This is a genomic window from Lentibacillus sp. CBA3610 (assembly GCF_013373365.1).
Lineage (GTDB): Bacteria > Bacillota > Bacilli > Bacillales > Amphibacillaceae > Lentibacillus.
The window spans coordinates 2469319-2488966 of sequence record NZ_CP035925.1; the positions used below are offsets into that span (position 1 = coordinate 2469319).

Annotated in this window: 18 protein-coding genes and 1 pseudogene; 5 read left to right on the plus strand and 14 right to left on the minus strand. The window is 39.1% G+C overall.

Annotation, left to right across the window (positions count from 1 at the left end; translation table 11 throughout):
* Nucleotides 1-435: 435 nt before the first annotated feature.
* The 3 genes from Len3610_RS12210 to Len3610_RS12220 form a co-directional block, all read right to left on the minus strand.
* Complete coding sequence (locus Len3610_RS12210) at nt 436-1476, minus strand: type II toxin-antitoxin system antitoxin DNA ADP-ribosyl glycohydrolase DarG (RefSeq protein WP_176448199.1); 1041 nt, start codon at nt 1474-1476, stop codon at nt 436-438.
* 22 nt (nt 1477-1498) lie between these two features.
* Nucleotides 1499-2095: a DarT ssDNA thymidine ADP-ribosyltransferase family protein gene (locus tag Len3610_RS12215; RefSeq protein WP_176448200.1), complete on the minus strand. Its 597-nt coding sequence runs from the start codon at nt 2093-2095 to the stop codon at nt 1499-1501.
* A gap of 476 nt (nt 2096-2571) precedes the next feature.
* Nucleotides 2572-2721: an ATP-binding protein gene (locus tag Len3610_RS12220; protein ID WP_176448201.1), complete on the minus strand. Its 150-nt coding sequence runs from the start codon at nt 2719-2721 to the stop codon at nt 2572-2574.
* Between the two features lie 166 nt (nt 2722-2887).
* On the opposite strand from Len3610_RS12220, the gene Len3610_RS12225 reads away from it, so the two are divergent.
* Entirely contained in the window at nt 2888-4075 is a 1188-nt protein-coding gene (locus tag Len3610_RS12225; protein ID WP_176448202.1) for a hypothetical protein, read from the plus strand.
* Between the two features lie 261 nt (nt 4076-4336).
* On the opposite strand, the gene Len3610_RS12230 is transcribed toward Len3610_RS12225, so the two are convergent.
* Nucleotides 4337-4669 (minus strand): hypothetical protein, encoded by a 333-nt coding sequence (locus tag Len3610_RS12230; protein ID WP_176448203.1) that lies wholly within the window; start codon nt 4667-4669, stop codon nt 4337-4339.
* Between the two features lie 409 nt (nt 4670-5078).
* Here Len3610_RS12230 and Len3610_RS12235 point away from each other — a divergent pair, with 409 nt between their 5' ends.
* Together Len3610_RS12235 and Len3610_RS21005 are read left to right on the plus strand one after the other, a co-directional pair.
* A complete protein-coding gene (locus tag Len3610_RS12235; RefSeq protein WP_176448204.1) occupies nt 5079-5411 on the plus strand; it encodes an amidohydrolase family protein in 333 nt (110 codons plus the stop codon).
* On the plus strand, nt 5405-5536 hold the full coding sequence (locus Len3610_RS21005) for a hypothetical protein (protein WP_255259590.1): 132 nt from the start codon (nt 5405-5407) through the stop codon (nt 5534-5536). Before Len3610_RS12235 ends, Len3610_RS21005 begins: the two co-directional genes overlap by 7 nt.
* Nucleotides 5537-5890: 354 nt before the next feature.
* On the opposite strand, the gene Len3610_RS12240 is transcribed toward Len3610_RS21005, so the two are convergent.
* From Len3610_RS12240 to Len3610_RS12285, 10 genes and pseudogenes are all read right to left on the minus strand, one after another.
* The gene (locus Len3610_RS12240) at nt 5891-6490 is read right to left on the minus strand and encodes an acetamidase/formamidase family protein (protein WP_176448205.1); all 600 of its coding nucleotides are present in this window, start codon (nt 6488-6490) and stop codon (nt 5891-5893) included.
* A gap of 110 nt (nt 6491-6600) precedes the next feature.
* Nucleotides 6601-8268 (minus strand): M20/M25/M40 family metallo-hydrolase, encoded by a 1668-nt coding sequence (locus Len3610_RS12245; RefSeq protein WP_176448206.1) that lies wholly within the window; start codon nt 8266-8268, stop codon nt 6601-6603.
* Nucleotides 8269-8311: 43 nt separating this feature from the next.
* Nucleotides 8312-8674, minus strand: coding sequence for a cupin domain-containing protein (locus tag Len3610_RS12250; RefSeq protein WP_217994022.1), 363 nt, complete (start codon nt 8672-8674; stop codon nt 8312-8314).
* 44 nt (nt 8675-8718) lie between these two features.
* Nucleotides 8719-10002, minus strand: a complete 1284-nt coding sequence (locus tag Len3610_RS12255) for a TRAP transporter large permease (RefSeq protein ID WP_217994023.1) — start codon at nt 10000-10002, stop codon at nt 8719-8721.
* Nucleotides 9999-10451: a TRAP transporter small permease gene (locus Len3610_RS12260; RefSeq protein WP_176449653.1), complete on the minus strand. Its 453-nt coding sequence runs from the start codon at nt 10449-10451 to the stop codon at nt 9999-10001. Before Len3610_RS12260 ends, Len3610_RS12255 begins: the two co-directional genes overlap by 4 nt.
* Before the next feature lie 103 nt (nt 10452-10554).
* A complete protein-coding gene (locus Len3610_RS12265; RefSeq protein ID WP_255259591.1) occupies nt 10555-11571 on the minus strand; it encodes a TRAP transporter substrate-binding protein in 1017 nt (338 codons plus the stop codon).
* Nucleotides 11572-11767: 196 nt separating this feature from the next.
* Nucleotides 11768-12469 carry a GntR family transcriptional regulator gene (locus tag Len3610_RS12270; RefSeq protein WP_255259592.1) on the minus strand — a complete coding sequence of 234 codons (702 nt, stop codon included), beginning with the start codon at nt 12467-12469 and terminating at the stop codon, nt 11768-11770.
* Between the two features lie 143 nt (nt 12470-12612).
* Nucleotides 12613-13767, minus strand: a complete 1155-nt coding sequence (locus Len3610_RS12275) for an aminotransferase class I/II-fold pyridoxal phosphate-dependent enzyme (protein WP_176448208.1) — start codon at nt 13765-13767, stop codon at nt 12613-12615.
* 409 nt (nt 13768-14176) lie between these two features.
* A pseudogene (gene pruA, locus Len3610_RS12280) lies at nt 14177-15519 on the minus strand (L-glutamate gamma-semialdehyde dehydrogenase).
* 674 nt (nt 15520-16193) lie between these two features.
* Nucleotides 16194-17402: an ornithine--oxo-acid transaminase gene (locus tag Len3610_RS12285; protein ID WP_176448209.1), complete on the minus strand. Its 1209-nt coding sequence runs from the start codon at nt 17400-17402 to the stop codon at nt 16194-16196.
* Between the two features lie 242 nt (nt 17403-17644).
* Here Len3610_RS12285 and Len3610_RS12290 point away from each other — a divergent pair, with 242 nt between their 5' ends.
* The gene (locus Len3610_RS12290) at nt 17645-19012 is read left to right on the plus strand and encodes a sigma-54 interaction domain-containing protein (RefSeq protein WP_176449655.1); all 1368 of its coding nucleotides are present in this window, start codon (nt 17645-17647) and stop codon (nt 19010-19012) included.
* 416 nt (nt 19013-19428) lie between these two features.
* Nucleotides 19429-19638, plus strand: coding sequence for a hypothetical protein (locus Len3610_RS12295; protein WP_369693574.1), 210 nt, complete (start codon nt 19429-19431; stop codon nt 19636-19638).
* The last annotated feature ends 10 nt before the right edge of the window (nt 19639-19648 follow it).

The following is a 19648-nucleotide window of genomic DNA, read 5'->3' on the forward strand; positions in this document are numbered from 1 at the left end:
AAAAGTGATATTTTCAAATAAGGCATTTTTCTTAAATTCCTGTATACTACATCGGGGAGTGACAGACACCATCCGGTATGAAATTTGTGATGGTCGTGTCGCTTTCACCTCTTTCAATTCGGCCGAGATTAATGGCGCCAACTACCGGTGGACGTATCATCTTATGTGCTGGAAAAACAAGTGGAGCGGACCGGAATGTGAGTTGGGAGGTTTGGGAGAGGGTGAAACGACGGCGCTATTACCCGATTAGGATTTGCACACAATGATTTAAAAATAAAAGAATATCCCTTCAGACCAAAGTCGACCTACATAGAAAAAGTGTCATGGTAAACTGCTCATGACACTTTTCTTTACCCGGACTGTAGAGATAAAGCGACTACACCGACATGATTAGTCAAAGTTGGGAAATGACAAGTCCCCGATTGAAGTAAAAAATCAGTTATAATGCAATGCGTGTGACTGATTGATAATATATCCCATCAATGTTTTTTCAATAATACGGGCTTCATAAAGCGTTTGAATGCCCTGCCTAATTTCAGATTCAGAAAATCTGTCTCCTTTATCCTTCGACCATACTTTAAATTCTGCAACAATTTCTTCTTCATTCAGTTCCTGGTTTTCTTTCAATAGATACGTAATCGTTGACACACATTCTAGTTCGTGGTCACTGGAAAATTTATTGACTAATTCAGCAGCTTCTTTTACAAACGGCTGTAACGTTTGCAGTTTTGAATTAACTTGATCACTGACCAGTTTGTTATAAAGAATGTAATAAGCCTCTCCTGTCTTCTTGACCCCATGATAATCTTGAAATTCTTTAATATTTCGGCTAATAATATTAATTCCGTTATCATACGGTCCGAACTTATACTTTTGAAATTTAAAGTATGATTCACCAGATAAAACATCCATATAAAAGGCAGTTTTCTGTAATCGCAGTTTATTAAATCTTTGTAAGTGATGTTTGATATCCATTAGTATAAGGGCAGATAAACTCAATTTTGGTTCCACTTTCGGTTGGACTTTATAATTTTGTGATGGTTCATAAATGTATATCTCTACATTATCATCTACAACAGCCATTTTTTCCTCCATTAGTTTTTTCACGTCTTGCCAATTCAGGCCGCCATTGCCACTTCCTAATGGTGGGATGGCTACTGACTTAAGATTTAACTGGTCAATCAACAAAATAAGCGCATTTAATCCTTTCTCGATGTATTCCATTTTGGATTTAGCTCGCCATTTATCTTTAGTGGGGAAGTTTATAATGATCTTTCCGTTCTCTTCAAAATGATGAAGTGTACCGATGCGCAAATCACCTGATTTTACAGCTCTTTTATAATCCTTATTGTTTTCCGGATATTTCAGTTTAAACTGATAGGCGATACCTTTTCCCATGTACCCTTCACAGTTGACCGTGTTCACCAGTGCTTCTGTTGAAGATTGAAATAAATCACCCGTGGTATATTTAATCATACTATCACCCCACTTTCCCTCGTTAAGTATCAAACCATTCACCAATGTTCACATACGGTGGACGAGCAGAAATTTTATGAACTTGTAATTTCTCTTCAACTAATTGCTTTGTATTATCATTCTTCACATAAATGCATTGAAAGTGTTTTGCTGGAATTACTTTAGACGTTAAACATTCAGCCATTTTTACATGTTTTTTATAATCCGTTTCATTTCCCATGGTATGCATTGTGTCCCAGTCTATAAGTTCGAATCCTTCATCATAATCGTAAAGTTTGGGTTGTTCCGTCGTTAAAGGATGCTTTAGTAATATTTTAAACTTATTGTACCTTGCTTTTTCCCTGTGAATACATATATAAACGAATTCTTCCTCACTATACTTGCTTTTTACGGCCGTATCAAATGCAGAGTAAGGATGAAAATGAAATGGGACGAATTCCTGAAGATCGAGTACAGTGCGTTTAGAAATTATGTCAGGATCAGCCACATCTTGAAATAAAATTTCATGATTTTTAATTAATTTTCTTGGTGTAAGGCCTTTTTCAATAATTGAATCAATATTGGATAGTTTTGTTAAATGATATAATAGTTTCTTCTCTTTTATATTCCCCAGCCCCACGTTTTATTACCACCTAAATATAATATGATGCCTACTACAATTACGTTCTTTATCTACATTGATTATATCATATCAACACCTTTTAACATATAAAAGTGAACATTAACAGGCTCAACATCCTTCAACTATTCTTGGCTCCACGCCATTAGGAAATACGGGAATTCGATTAGGTAAATTACACCGTCGTTTTTCTTGTCAAAATTATACCCTCTTTTCATTTGTGATGACTTCACAACTACTAGTATTATCAAAATAACCTTTTCCAGCTTTCAGTTCGTATCATTCCTTTTAATCATTGACAGGCACCCATAACTGTTCCACTGATAGTTTTGTGCCTTCATCACCATTTTGGCATCGGCCGGTTTAAATAGATATACCGACTTACTTCGAACATCCCTTTCTTCGATTCTAATTGTTTATCATAATACCGTTTTTCAAACACATGGCCGGTGATTCGGTTCTTCATGTTTTAATATTCAGCATACCGCTTGTTGATGAGTGACATAACTTTGGAAATAAGTTGTTTTCCCCGGCTTTGGATTCGTTCCTCCACCAATAAGCGAAACAGCTGACGCGGAATGATGTGGGTCCCGAAATGGTGGGATTTGATAATTCGTATTCGTCATACCCGCAACCGATAGATGCTCATGACATCAAATTGACTCGTTTGAGTGGTAACAGGCACCTAAATTATTACGTGTATTTTATCTGACGCTTACGTTCTTTTGACATACTTGAACACCCATAACCATATAGTCTAAAACAGAGAATTGGTTATAGGGGTGCATACAAATGAAAAGGTTATATGAAGTGAATTTATCGCATGATTCGATAACACCATATCAAGCTAAAATATCTGATCTAAGGCATTTAATAAGAGAAGAAGAAATAGATGAAATAGTTAGTAAAAAATTCCCACTTGAAAAATGTGGAGAAATGGAAGAGTTGCTAAAAATAAAAGGAACTAGATCATTATTAGAGGGCTTTAATCAAATCGATTGTATTAAATTTGACATAATAGCATCCTTGGATAGTATTAGATTAGCTGGTTTTAGCGAGTCGCAAATGGTGTTAGAGTTTTCCCCTGATAGGAACATCCCCGGCGATCGGGAACTCTTGGCTGAAGGTATTTATTCTTTCACTTATGATTTTTTAGAGTATAACTTTTCCATGGGGAAGTTTTCAAATTACTGCTTAGAAAACCAACATCTTGATTTACTTGAGTATAATACAAATAAGTTGTTAAGAGAAGTTTCAAATAAAACTAACCAATACAGAATTTTAAAAGCCGATAATGATAATTATTTTATAAGGGCACACACATCAACCAGATATAAGAATTACGATAATCATTTGGCGATCTATTTGGCACTTTATTCCGTAAATATTTATGCCAAAAGGCAACGTACTACCTTTCGTATGAATAAGGCATATATTACTGATTCTGATTTATACATATTTATAGAGCAGGAAAATCCTTTTTTAATCAAACAAGTTGGATATGTGTATTTTGGAATAATGATAAAAAATAATGAACTTGCGGATGGGGCACTCACAATAGATTTTCGTTTCCGCGTTCATAGTGACGAAGGAATGAAATTTAGTGTTCTTCAAGAACAAGTATTGTCTATCAGTCATGCGGTTACAGTAAGCAATATATCAAATAAATTGGAAAATCTAAATCGCTTTGCTGATCTTAGAAATAACGCCTTAAATTTAATCAATGTTATAAAAAAATCTCCTTACCTATCAGAAGATAACCTATATGATATTTTCAAAAAAATTATTTACAGTAAAACAGCTTTTTCTAAAGAGACCAAAGAACGGGTCAAAGAAATTAAGGAAACACTTAATAATACATACACAATCATTAACTTATTTGATAGATTAGGTGAGATAACGACCGATATTGAGGAACGGCTTCATCTTGAGAGAATATATGATAATGCGTTAAAAAATCACGCAAAGGGTAATAAATGAATTTGTTAATTCAAAAATCCTTATCCCCATCATGCCGAATCATAGATCTTTAACCAGCTCAGTTTGAAATATTACAAGAATTTTTCGATCTCTCGTGGAGGAGCGTAAATCACTCCATTTATTTATTTTAACAGTATTCATAGCCATCGTCCTTGGGTAAAATGACCGGAAGTGGCAGGCCACCCACAACTAACTCGCGGCAATTTCCTTTCTCGGCGCCTTTCCCAACTCTTCACCGCCTCGACAGTCACACCTTCCTGTTCAGCAAGTTCCGTAACGGCTTGTCCTCGATAATATGATGTTGCACCCATTCCATTGGTTTTCCGATAGCTGGTCACGCACTTCACGCCAAAACGTTGCATGGTCATCTACAACATCTACTTCATTTTTTACCACCGAGTGACGCTTGCCCTTGCTGTGATAATAATTACCATCATCGAAATCCGACCGGTGCTCGTTGGCATAACGTGACAGCTTATCCAGCTCGTTGTTTTCCTTCCGCATCAAATCAATCATGCGATTACAGAGATATAGTTGAAATACGTTGCCATTGGTCCTTCTCCGGCCGTATTTCTCAGAGCGTTCACATCGCAACCAGACCTTCCTGATAATATCATGATGCGGAATCCTGGATGTTCAGCCGATGGATGTAATAGTAAATCCGCCGCTCGTTTTGATTGAAAATCTCCTCGATTGTGATGTCACCTTTCGCCATTTTCATCCCCCATAAACATTAGATTAATAGACGATCTCTCACCCCTACAATCGAAACAATTTGTCATTTGGGGGCATGAAAATGAAAAATATTTTTTATTTTTTTCGGCTGACAACGCCACCTTTTCCAGGTTCACTTCGATTGTAGGGGTGAGATAGGCATGTAACATTTATGAAAAAAAGCGGCTCACTCAAGTGTTCATTTTTATTTAGCGAAAAGTGTTTACTTTAGTTTAGCAGTTACACGGTGATCATTCCGGGAAACCTGTGGAATGGAGAAAGTTCCGAGATGAGGGAAAATGTTGATATTATAGTCAAAGGCAACCGCATTGAAGATGTTAGGCCGCATGATGAATCCCATAAAGGAGAGTATGTGGATGCAAGTGATCTGACGGTTATTCCTGGATTGTGGGATGCACACGTACATCAAGAACTTTCAGCTTTATTTCTTGGAGGATGTCAAGGCCGGCAGTTGCTTTCCTTTGGTATCACAAGCACCATTTCAGTGGGCGATCCAGCTTACCGTTCCATTGAAGATCGTGAAGCCATTACGTCCGGCGCTTGCGTTGCCCCACGTCTTTTTGCAAGTGGTGAACCGATTGATGGCTCCCGTGTATGGTAGAAGGCAATCCATTAGAAAATATAGAAGATGCAGCTAATGTGAAAATGGTCATGAAAAACGGGAAACTAAATACGGTTAATGACATACTGGAACCCTATAAACAGCGGATGATGAAATTAGCGTAGCCAAGATCATAGCGCTTGTCGAGGAACTTGCAGAAGAAGGGGAATTTGTAAACGATAATGCTGTTAGATTCTTAAAAACACATTTAAATGCAGTGAGTCATTATGAAGCGGAAGAAAAAGCGGATAAAGTAATCAAGCATATGGATGGGTTTAAACAATTAATAAATCAGTTTAAAGAGGAAAAAGTAATTACCGAAAGGGCTTATCAGTCCCTTAGCGATAGTGCAGACGAATTGCTTGAGAAATGACAAAGAGGAATAGGCAATATTCCAAATGTAAAACTGTCCCAAAAGTTGATACCTTTGGGACAGTCTTTTAATAGCCCAACGTTTATCATTACAAAATAAAATAAATTCATTCAAAAGGAGAAAAGCATTTCCAGAAACACATTTCCCCTTCCTCAAAATACTCATTTGTGTGATCCCAACCTATTTTAGGAAATTCCACTCCTACCACATACATGGACGGACCCACAAACTGGTACGTATTAATCCGTATTTCAGAATTGGCCGTAAAGTGGAGGTACGCTTCTTTGGAATCCATACCATACTCCTCAGTTAGCCATTGCATCATGCCTATAAAGGCTCCATTAAGTGCCCTGTCCATACTGCCGGCATTTTTTGCGCTATCGACCTGAATGATGCTTTCGGGTTTTTCAATGCGCAAAACACCCGGAATCGTCTTCTGCGGTATGATATCACACTTCGCGATAGTATCTACTGCACTCTCGTCTGCTAATCCGGTATATTCTGAATCACCCTGCGAACCATGACCATCACCGAAAAATAACAACCCTCCATCGTGGTAGGTGTTCATTATAACTTTGCTGCCTTTACATACATCACGGACATCGATATTGCCGCCCCAAGGTCCTTGGCTGACCAGCGTGTTTTCTACTCCTCGTTCCGGAGCAGTGACGATTGTACCGAGAAAGGGATGCAGTAGAAAGGTCACACCCCTGTTAACGTGAAACGTGCCGGTTTCATCTGACGTTGTCCCGTTCAGCCCTAGCTGATGATGGGCAATCCGGAAATAAGGTTCTTGAAATTCTGGGTAGTCATAATCTACACGAACGCATATTCATTCAGTATATGAACTGTTGTTTTTCGTATTAGCGTCGGCAGTGTTTCAAAGGAGTATGGCTTGTAAACGCGTTCCGTCCATTTATGTCCATCTTTCCCATATACTCCCATATTAATAGATGGCAGGTTAAATTCTTTGATGGTTGAAAATGGAATATTATAATGTCTTTTCCACTCAGGCAGATTATCCAACAAAGGCGGCAATTCTTCTTTAGCTTCATGGATGGACAGGAAGCTGCCATCCGCTAGGTAAGGGAAAAATTTCTTTATAGCGAATTTCTCCCCGGTCTCTTCACTGACAGCCTCAATCGCCTTCTCAATAGATTCCTTAATAAATTCATCCCTGCTGTCATTATCTTTCAAATAGTTATGCGGCAAAAACGGCGGTGCGAAAAACAGAATAACCCGTGGCTTTTTATTCGGATCCAGCTCCTGCAATGCGCTGACAATTTCAAAACTCAGTTCGCGCAATTCTGTTGTATCATTATCAGCCAGCACTTGGTTTATGACCGCCTGTGTATCGATACCCTTGGCTTCAAGATACGCATTGAATTCCCGATAGGTTGTTACCTCCACATCCCATGATAAATTCCGCGTCGGATATCCGGTTTTCGACGTGAAGGCATTAAACTGATCCCTCAGATAATGCGCCGTTTCTGTACATGCCTGTTTCGTCTCAGCCAGAAGCTGATCAAGTACTTCCTCCGGCGTGGCTTCAAATAAAAAGTAGTTATAATAAAGCTGGCTGCTCGGAGCCGTCTGGACGGTATACTGCTGTTTTGTATCCCGCTGATAGAGACAGGTCGGAGGCAGGACATACTCCCCAGGTATTGTTTCCGCCAGTGCATAGTTGTTATGAATGCGCTCAGTTATTTTGGCCGCAATAAAATTCGGGTCAATCCCTGCAAGTGTGTCGCCAACATGTGACTCCCGGCCATAAATGAAAAAGCTTGGCAACACTTTACCTGCTGTCCCTGTGTAAACATATTTATTTTTATCCCCGTCATATAACGGCGTCGTGAAATCGGTGTTAATTGCCATGACATAATTTAAGCCATGTGCTCTCTGCATGCTTTTTAACTCCGATAAAGCAGTAATGATTCCCTTATGCTCGCTTTCTTCATCACCGTTCAATATTAACAGGATATTTCCGTTTAATTCCCGGGTATGTTCGGAAAAATATAGAAGGTTTGCAATGTGAACGGCTGCACCACTTTTCATATCGAGGGCACCGCGCCCAAACAACCAGTCACCCGTTTGCGCCTCCTGCTTCAATTCCTCATCATAGGTGTATCCGGCAAAATATGATTCGAGGTCATCCGGTGCAAAAGCACGGTCTTTCAGAGCACCGAAGTCGTTTACGCCGACGGTATCAATATGTGCATGATATATGATGGTGTCTTTGGTCTCGGGAGAACCTTCCACGAATGCAAATAAATTCTTGCGGCCGACTGGATCGTCTTCAACGTCCTGAGTCCATAAGTTATTTGGATAACGCTGAAAATACGGAAAGGACTGCAGCATCTGATAGAGTTCGTCAATTATGACCCTTTCTCCAACTGTACTGTTGATGCTCTTTATGCCGACTAAATGACGCGTGATTGTTTCAACTTGTTCTTTGGTGGAAAGACTTTTAAGTTGATGAAACATAGGTATACCTCCAAAGTTGTTTAATTGATGCAAGATTCAGTAACTATTCTGTTTCTGTAACGCGTTCAGGATAAACGACAGCAATGATTTCCATTTCCTCTTCATTGGGATTGTCTAATCCATGTCCCTGTCCAAAATCAATCTGGCATACATCACCTGGTTTAACAGGGATACGCTCTTTATCATTATTAATAAAATAACCTGCTCCGCTTAACACGTAATAAGTCTCGGCTTCTTTGCAATGCTGGTGAAATCCAATATTAGAATGTGGCGGCACTTTTACATGTGCCAACAAAGACACATTACCCATGGTATCATCAGAATTTAATAGTTCAGCAATTTCAATATTTCCGCTTCCCCCATGGGGATTCTTAATCTCCCTTTTTTCAGTTACGCCTTTTATCAAAAAATTCACCCTCTCTTAACACATGAATAATGCTCCACAGCTATTTATTCAAACAAGTTTGGAACACTAGTTGAAATACTTGGAACGAAAATAATAACTAATACAAAAATTGCTAAAATGGCAATCACATGCAATATATACGGAAATGTATGCTCTATTCCCATATCCCGATCGGTTATACTAGCCCCCGCAATCAGTGATAATCCTACAGGAGGTGTGATATTCGCCAGGGCAAAATTCATAATTAAAATCATACCGAAATGTATTGGGTCTATTCCATATTGCATAGCTATTGGCATAAAAATTGGACCTAATAAAATAATAAGGGACGTGACCTCTGTCAATGTTCCAAGGATAAGTAAGATTACCGAAACGATTAGCAAAAACTGAGTTGGTGTGCTTGCATATTGAAGAAAGAAGTCTGTAATCATATTAGGAATTCTGTTAGTTGTCAACATATAAGTAAAAGCATTAGCCGCAGATATAATGATTAATATAGTGGCTGAAGTGACTGCAGAATTAATCATTATTTCTTTAAATTTACTTATGTTTAATTCCTTATAAAACAATGATAATACAAAGCCGTATATTACAGCTAAAACTGCTGCCTCAGTTGCTGTTGCAAAACCACTGAAAATACTTACCAATATAAAAACCGGCGTCATCAATGGCAAAAATGCTTCTTTAAAAATAACAAAAAACTTTTTTGCATTTACTTCAGTTTGCTCAATAACTCCAAAACCCTTGCGTTTGGACATGAAACCTACATAAACACAAATTATTGCAGTCAATAATATGCCTGGCAGAAACCCAGCTAAAAATAGTTCTCCTATAGAGATATTGGTTGTTATTCCAAGGATTACCATTGTGATACTTGGTGGTATGATTAATCCCAAAACTCCGGCCGGTCCAATAATACTTGCAATAAACGAATCACTGTATTTTTGCTCCTTCATTCTCGGGACCATTACAGAGCCAACAGCGTAAGTTGTCGCTACTGTAGAACCCGATATTGCCCCAAACAATGCCGAAGTTACTACCGAGGTCATAGCTAAACCTCCAGATAATTTACCTACAATTACATTTGCTAATCGGATTAACCGTTTTGTTAATCCACCCTTTCCCATAATGTTTCCAGCAAGTATAAAAAGTGGCAGCGCCAGGTAGGAGAAATCATTGACACCGGAGAACATTCTTTGAACAATTAATTCAAGTGATATTCCATTTATAATCAACATTCCTGCTGTCACTAGTCCCATAGTGAATGCAACAGGCGTCCCAAGGAAGAGCAGAAGAAAGAATGAAATTAAAATGTATACGATCATCATGAAGAAGCAACTCCCTTCTTAAGGACATTAAGTATATTAGCTGACAAAAACAAGATTGAAAAGACAGCCGTTATTGGTATAATTGAATAGACCAGCCCCATTGGAACCTGCAATGCTGAAGAGCTTGTTCCCATCGACAACAATGTAAGATCAAAACCATAAAACCCTAATATGGCAAACAATATTATTATGATAATATCAACTAATATATTGATCATTTTTTGTAAGTTCTCATTTACTAAACTTACAAAATATTTAACAGCTAAATGAATCTTTTCATGTATTGCTAAACTGGTACCTATAAATGTCAGCCAGATTATCATAAAACGTGCTAGTTCCTCTGTCCCGGCTAACGGAATTTCAAGATATCTTGATATCACTTGAAGAAAAACTATAAGCGTTAACCCGGTTATTATGATGATGCATAACCAGGATAAAAACGCAGCAATTTATTGTTTTTCTTCCCCTTTGATGAATGATTTACATATTTACTTATCAAAAGTTTATAGTTACCCTGTTTAGGCTGTCTCGGCCTAAACAGGGGGTTAAAGTTTACCATCCGGAAGCATCCCGGTATATATCCATCAATTCTTGTCCAAACTCATCTTCCCACTCTTCATAGACTGGCAACATCTGTTCACGAAAAGCTGCGGTATCCACATTATCATTAACTTCCATGCCTTCATCTTTCAATTGATTAATATATTCTTCTTCTTGTTCATCGTTAAGTTCCCGAACCTCTTTAGTTATTCTTTCGCCTTCTTCCATTATGATTTCTTGATCTTCAGAGGAAATACTGTCCCACGTCTCGTTATCAATAACCATCATTGTCGTATTATAAAAGTGTTTCGTGAGTGATAAATAATCCTGAACTTCAGAAAACTTAGCTGCAGCAATATTCGCAAGCGGGTTCTCCTGTGCATCAACAGTTCCTTGTTGCAGGGCACCATATAATTCACTAAATGCTAAAGAAGTCGGTAAAGCACCTATTTGTTCAAATGCATCTACCCGCAAACTATTTTCCGACACGCGTATTTTGACACCTTCCATATCGCTTGGCTCAACGATTGGTTTTTCATTATTCGTTATATGTCTGAAACCCCATTCTAAATAAGCGATTTTTTTCATGCCTTGCTCATCCATGACTCCCGCTAGGTAATCCCCGAATTCGCCATCGTATGCTGCACGTGCATGATCGATATCCTTCCACATATACGGCAAGTCTTCAATCGCCATTCGCTTATCAAGTGCCTGCATGGATCCTACCATAATGGTTGCAGCTTCCATACTGCCCACCTGCATTTGTTCCAGCATCTCCGTTTCGGAACCTAGTTGACTATCAGGAAATACATTAATTTTAACCCTCCCATCTGTTTGTTCCTCTACATTACCTGCCATTTCTTCTATTAATTCATTAGCGGGCGTGCCAGGAGAAAGCGCATGTCCCAGTTGCAGTTCCACCGTATCTCCTCCACCTTCACTTCCACCTTCCGCACTATCACTATTACAACCCACGAGAACAAATGTAATCAATAACCCAGTAAGCAAATATAATATAACTTTCTTCAATTTAAATCCTCCCTCGTATTTTTCGTTATAGTCTGATATAAGACTTAAACTTTGCAATAACCCCGTCATGTTATGCGCATATATTTTATTAATCCCCTCCTTTAATTAGTGTTCTCAAATCTTCGATTAAATTTTATTGTAATAATATTGTGAATATTCTGTTTAAAAATAACAGTTTTTTGCATTGGCAAACACTTTATTTAGCATTCGAATGGGCGTCTTTATAATATTGAAGAAAACGTTTTTCGACATTATTGAGATGAACAATCATTTTATGACGTGCCAGCCTGGCATCGCGTTGTTCTAATGCCGAAACAATTTCCAGGTGCTCATAATATGCCTCCTCAGCGCTGCTGGGTACGGTGCTGGATAAAATCAAAAAAGCCCGATTAACCCTTGTATTAATTCGACTGTTAATCTCCCGGAATTCACTGTTATCATTTTGAGCAGCCAATAATAAATGGAATTTTCTATCCAGCTCAATAAAATCATGATACGCATTCTGTTTAATCGCTTTCATTTGTCCAGCAAGGTTTTGATTGAGCGATTGTAAAAATTCAGTATCTACTTTCGAAATAACCGTTTCTATATTATAAATTTCTAAAACACTTCTTAGTTCCATAAAATTTGACGAATCTGTCTTTGTAAAATTGGCAACAATACAAGGTCGTCCTGCCTCGGCTTTAATCAGCCCTTCTGCTTCAAGTTTCTTAAAAGCATCCCGCAATGGCGTTCGACTAATCCCGAATTCTCGCGCCATTTTTTCTTCAGGTAATGGTTGACCATCTTTCAAATTTCCCGTAATAATCGCTTCCTTTAATAGTTCATATGCTTGAGTTGCCAATGATTCCTGTCTCTTAAAACGGCCAATATTCGTGAAATTCTCTGATTGTGACATAATTTTAGTTTCTCCTTAATCGTATTTTACTAAAATATAAACGCCTTTTTCTGAATATTAAAACGTACACTGTATACACATCATAAAATTCGACATTTTTCTTGTCAAAACTTTATTTCAAATTCGTAATAAAAGCCAGGGATTCAAAGATTGTTAATGAATTTTTCCATTCTCTTCATACCTTCTTCTAAATTTTCCATAGAGTTTGCATAGGAAATTCGAATATGCCCCTCTCCGTATGATGTAAAGCCACTGCCCGGCACCACCGCCACGTGTTTATCCTCTAATAGCCTCGTTGCCAATTCCAGGGATGTTAGACCCGTATCCTTAATAGACGGGAAAATATAAAAAGCTCCTTTTGGCTGGATCACATCTAATCCCATTTCCCCCAGTTTCTTGTATACAAAATCCCTTCTTTTCATGTAAGCACTATTCATTTCTGCAGGCGTATCCTGACTGCCTGTCAGTGCTTCAATGGCAGCATACTGACTGGGCAGGGAAGCGCAGATGGAGTTATATAAATGCACTTTTATAACATGATTCATAATCTCTTCCGGACCCAGCACAAAACCAATACGCCACCCTGTCATAGAATGAGACTTAGACAGACCATGAAGCAGAAACAATTTATCTCTAAGTTCTGAGTAGGCTGCAAATGGCTGATGACTTTTATCAAACGAATTTTCACTATAAATTTCATCTGATAAGACATAAATATCGTTCTTCTCTATAACATTAACAATTTGATCCATTGAGCCCTTACTTATAGTGACGCCCGTCGGATTTGATGGATAATTTAGGATTATGGCTTTTGTTCTATTAGTAATCAACGCTTCTAATCTTGCAGGATCGGGTATAAAGCCCGTATCTGTTGTATCCAAGTAGACGACCTTTGCCCCGGACAAGTGAATGAGAGATTCATAAGCAGAAAAAATAGGAGCAGGAAGAATAACTTCATCCCCATAATTTAGTATGGTTCTAAGAACAGCATCGATTCCCTCACTTGCTCCCGAGGTGATGACTATTTCGGATTCTGGGTTATAATAAAAGCCATAGCGTTCTCTAAAGAATTTTGAAACTGTATCTCTCAGTTCAAATAACCCCGCATTGTGCGAATATGATGTTAAATCACGTTTTATTGCATGAATGCCTGCATTTTTAACGGCTTCTGGGGTTGAAAAATCAGGTTCCCCAATGGTCAGGTTAACACCATTTTCTAACTGTCCAACCCTATTCGAAAAAACTCGTATACCAGGAGTTTCGAGATCTTTAACACGATTATTAATATATTTCGGCACTTCTACCCTCCTAAAATACAACTATGATGTATACCGAATACAGTACACAACTATCTTATATTAAATCTTTTCACTTGTAAACCCTTTCAATTTATTTAATTCATAAACTTTTACGAAAACGTGTTGTCATGCTATGTTGAACCTTGACTAATTTTCTAATATTTGCACTGAAAATAGGTTGATACCCTGATTTTTATGGTATTATAATAAAAATTTCTTTGTTCCTTTAATATGAGTAAGCTACCCCGTAAATGATCACGCAAAAGTGAGAACACATTCTTAACGTACCGACACCCTGCAAAAAATTGGCCGTTCCATAAACAAAAGTGTCGAACAACACTAACCGTAGTTCATCATGAGGAAATAAAATGAGCGACAGCCTAAACCACCGCTCATTTTCTCTATTCACTTACCAAGCTTCCGTCACAGTCTTAGGTGCCAGGAAGTTCAGCAGATAATCCGGTCCGCCTGCTTTGGCATCTGTCCCAGACATTTTGAATCCGCCAAATGGCTGGTAGCCAACTATTGAGCCTGTGCATCCACGATTGAAGTACAAGTTGCCGACTTCAAATTCATGGCGGGCACGGTTCAGATGTGCACGGTTATTGGAAATGACTGCACCAGTCAGTGCATAGTCCGTGTTGTTGGCAATGTCCAACAGCTCGTCAAAGTCTTTTGCTTTGGCAAACCCGACGATTGGACCAAAGATTTCTTCCTGCATAATACGGCCTTCCGGGTTCATGTCCTTAAAGATAGTCGCGTGGACATGATAGCCTTTAGAATCATCGGTTTCCCCGCCATAAGCGAGTTCGCCTTCTCTTTTCCCGATTTCAATATAATCCTTAATTTTATCAAACTGCTTCTGATTGGCACAGCACCCATTGGTACATCTTCTTCACCAGGATTGCCGACTGTGTATGCTTCAGCTTTTTCAATGGCTTTTTCCAGCACTTCGTCATAAACATCCTGATGAACAATGGCACGTGAGCATGCGGAACATTTTTGTCCCTGGAAGCCGAATGCAGAATCAACAATCGATTTAGCTGCAAGATCCAGATCGGCATCATTGTCGACAATAATCGTATCTTTACCGCCCATTTCAGCAATAACATGCTTCAAGTGAATTTGACCTTCCTGCACAACAGATGCCCGATTATAGATACGTGTACCTGTCGCGCGTGAACCGGTGAAATTAATGAAATGCGTATCTTTATGATCAACCAGATAGTCGCCAATTTCTGCCGGGTCACCTGGCACAAAATTGACAACGCCTTTTGGCAGGCCGGCTTCTTCGAGGATCTCAACAACCTTATAAGCGATAACCGGTGTATTTTCGGATGGTTTCATCAATACCGGGTTACCCGCTACAATAGGCCCAACGGTTGTTCCGGTAACAATCGCAAATGCAAAGTTCCATGGTGGAATAACGACACCAGATCCAAGCGGCTGATAGAAGTACGTATTATTTTCACCCGGACGGTCGTTGATTTCACGGCCTTGTCCAAGACGGATCATCTGGCGGCCATAGTATTCCATGAAGTCAATGCCTTCCGCTGTATCGGCATCAGACTGTCCCCATGGCTTGTTCGCTTCATAGGACATCAAAGCAGAAATTTCGTGTTTGCGGCGGCGTGCAATCGCAGCTGCTTTGAATAATACTTCGGCACGTTCTTCAGCAGTCCATTTTCTCCATTCTTTAAAAGCTTCTTTTGCCGCTTCCATGGCCTGTTCAATATGTTCTTTTGTTGCCATTGAAGCTTTTCCGATAACCTGCTCTTTATTGGCAGGGTTTACCGACGTAATATTTTCATCGGTATATACTCTCTCACCACCAATGACTAGTGGGTAATCCTTGCCCAATTCACTCTCCACTTTTCTGAGAGCCGCTTCATAATCAGCGCGGTTTTGCTTATCGGTAAAATCGGTAAACGGTTCGTGCCTGTATGGCAATACCAAAATGATAACCCCCTCTAAAAATAGTTAAAAGGTTTTATAGTCCTTTAAAATACTTAACGGTATTAACGATGCGATAAATCTAATATTTGAATAAATTAAAAATCACTTATTAAACCCATTCTTTGAAACTTGCTGTTTCGCACATTCTTCGGCACCTTATATAGAAAGGTAAGCGCATATCCACCTGATACTGTTGTATCGTATACTTTCCTAAATGTGTTTACCAAGTTTTCCTGTAATTTAGTTGCAACCTCATTTACAATCCAGTTGTAACTCTGGGTTATTCTGCTCCCATGTCGTCACCCCACCGAACTTGTGAGCAATCTGGAACAATGAGCATTCCACTTTTAGTCAGTACTTTACTCGCTTTCAATTTAGTAAAACATCCGTTTCTTGACATCGAAAAGAAATCTATCGTTTCAATAATCTTATCTTTATGATTCACTTCCTTAGATTTTTTTAATAATCTACTATTTGGACAAAACGTTATAAATTTTTTCAATCGCCCAATCAAGTTCTTCCTGGCTGATAACAAGCGGTGGTGCAAACCGGATTACATTTTCATGTGTTTCCTTACAGAGCAAGCCTTCTTCTTTCAGTTGTTCACAATAGCTTCTGGCCGGTTCATTCAATTCAACTCCGACAAATAGACCTTTTCCGCGCACCTCTTTAATGACAGGATTATCAATCGCTTTTAATTGTTTCTGAAAATAATTACCAAGTTCAAGCGAGCGATCAGCTAATTGTTCGTCTTCAATAACCTCAAGTGCTGCAACCGAAACAGCACTAGCCAGCGGATTGCCGCCGAATGTCGAACCGTGTGAGCCAGGATTAAAAACCCCCAGCACATCTTCATTTGCAGCGACACAGGATATCGGCATGACACCGCCGCCAAGAGCTTTACCAAGAATATACATATCTGGTTTAACATCTTCCCAGTCACAGGCGAACATTTTACCGGACCGGCCAAGGCCAGATTGAATTTCATCAGCCATAAACAGGACATTATTTTCCTGACATACATCATATGCTTCTTTCAGGAACCCTTCAGGCGGGATATTAATGCCGGCTTCACCCTGAATCGGCTCAAGCAAAAATCCGGCTGTGTTTGCTGTAATTGCCTCTTTAAGTGCTTCGACATCGCCATAAGGAATAACTTTAAAACCTGGAAGCATCGGTCCATAACCCCGTTTGTTATCAGGATCAGAGGATAGCGAGACAGCAGACATCGTTCGACCATGGAAATTGTCTTCACATGCGATAATTTCAGCTTGATCCCCAGCAATACCTTTTTTATCATATCCCCAGCGCCGTGCTGCCTTTATAGCTGTTTCAACTGCTTCAGCGCCTGTGTTCATTGGCAGCACCATGTCTTTATCAGTTAATCTGGAAACCTTTTCATAAAATGGCCCCAACTGATCGTTATGAAACGCACGGGATGTCAGTGTGACGCGCTCTCCCTGCTTTCTGAGTGCTTCCATAATTCTTGGATGGCGATGGCCCTGATTAACAGCAGAATAGGCACTTAACATATCCATATATTGATTGCCTTCCGGGTCCTTCACCCAGACACCCTCTGCTTGCGAAACCACCACCGAAAGCGGTTTATAGTTTCGAGCACCATATTGTTCAGTTTGGTCGATAATCTCTTTTGATTGATTCGTTGTATTAGTACTCATCACACAACCTCCTTATAATATTTCATAAATATATATGCAAATATCATGCCAATCCTAAAATTGCCGGCATAGCACATTTTTAAAATTCAACCTTACTTAAATAGCAAAATTATTTTGCATTAAGCGGAGGCTAACCAGTTTATTGCCAATTATTTTTGCATATTGTCTATTTATCTATTAACATTATTCATGAAGGTGGTGATAACTTGCAAAGCAATCAAAAAGTTACGACATCGATTAATATGAATGCGCTTCACCAACAATTAATTGATGCGGTTGACATCGGGATTCATGTCATCGATCAAAATGGTGACACCGTCATTTATAACAAGAAAATGATGGAAATTGAATCGATGGGTAGTGACGATGTGCTGGATAAAAATTTATTGGATGTTTTTAAGTTCAGTGACAACCAAAGTAGTACCCTTGTTGAGGCTATGACAACCGGCAAAACGACAAAAAATGCCAAACAGACTTATTTTAATAACAAAGGAAAAGAAATCACGACCATCAATAATTCCTTTCCAATTATAGAAAACGGGGAAATTACCGGTGCTGTGGAAATTGCCAAAGATGTCACACAGCTGGAACATGTCATTAAAGAAAATGTCTTGAACAAACAGAATTCAAACTTTACTTTTGATAAAATCATCGGTAGCAGCACTCCGGTTCAGGTTGTTATTGACGAAGCAAAACGGGCAACAAGGACATCCTCATCGGTCATGATTGCCGGTGAAACCGGAACAGGAAAAGAACTGTTTGCCCAAAGCATCCATAATGGCAGCAAACGATCCAGCGCACCTTTTATTTCGCAGAATTGTGCAGCAATACCGGATAATTTAATGGAAAGTCTTCTCTTTGGTACCAAAAAGGGCGCTTTCACCGGTGCAGTGGACCGTTCCGGACTGTTTGAACAGGCTGATGGTGGTACCCTGCTGTTGGATGAAATTAATTCGCTTGATCCTGCACTGCAGGCCAAACTGCTGCGAGTGATTCAAGAAAAATCCATTCGTCGCATCGGGGACATAAAAGACAAAAAGGTGAATGTCCGCATCATCACAACAATTAATGAAGATCCTGTCGACGCCATAGCCGATGGTCAATTACGAAAAGACTTATTCTACCGCCTCAGTGTTGTGTCGCTGTTTGTTCCACCGCTTCGTGAGCGCAAGGAAGATATAGACATCTTGACCCAGCATTTTATTGACAAATACAATGCCATATTCGAAATGGATATCAAAGGAATCAACTCACAAGTTAAAAAACTTCTTCGTCAGCATGACTGGCCAGGAAACGTACGGGAGCTGGAACACACGATTGAAGCTGCGATGAATTTAATCCTTGATGAGGATACTATCACTGTCAACAGCTTACCCGCAAAATTGCGTAAAAAATATCAGCAGGAGTCGGATATGGCTGTGCAAGATCTTTTAAACTTGAACGGAAGCACCTCTGAAAACCAGTCACTAAAAGATAAAATGACTGCGGCCGAAAAACTTTACATTCAGCAGGCACTCGCGGAACATAATCATAACGTTTCGCACACTGCAAAAATCCTTGGCATAAGCAGACAGAGCCTGCAGTATCGGATGCGGAAATTCGGAGTTTAGCGGGCGGGATTGGTTCTAATATCCAACAATAAAAACGCCATATTTCTTACCAGTCAGTAGATCAACAAAAGCACCGCAAAAGGGCATAGGAATAGTGTTTCACGGTGGTTTCGGACATAAAAACTGTGTAGCGATGCAGTCATAAATCCATGGAAAACCTTTAATCCCAAGCCCACCATGGATTAGAAGCTGCTCATACGCCAGTTCGGTACGCTGATAAAGGTTACCGTTTTTAGAAGGAAGTCCCAAGAGGATGAATCATGTCCAATTCCTGACTGATTTGTAATCAATCGTATCATGCAGAACAGATTGAATTAACCTTAATTTCTGGTATCGGTTATAGAAAGGCTCTCGAGTTTTTAATAAAAGATTATTTAATTTATTTAGATAACGAGGCTGAAACAGAATTTCTAAAAATGCCGCTTGGACAATGTATTAACAAGTTAGGCAATCACAACATTAAGGAGATTGCTAAAAGAGCAGCATGGATTGGGAATGACGAAACCCACTATATAAGAAAATGGAAAAATAAGGACATTAATGATTTAAAGAAATTGATTGAAGTCACAGTTTATTTTATTGCGATGGAAGTAGTTTCTAATAAATACCTTGAAGAGATGTCCTGACCTGGTTAAA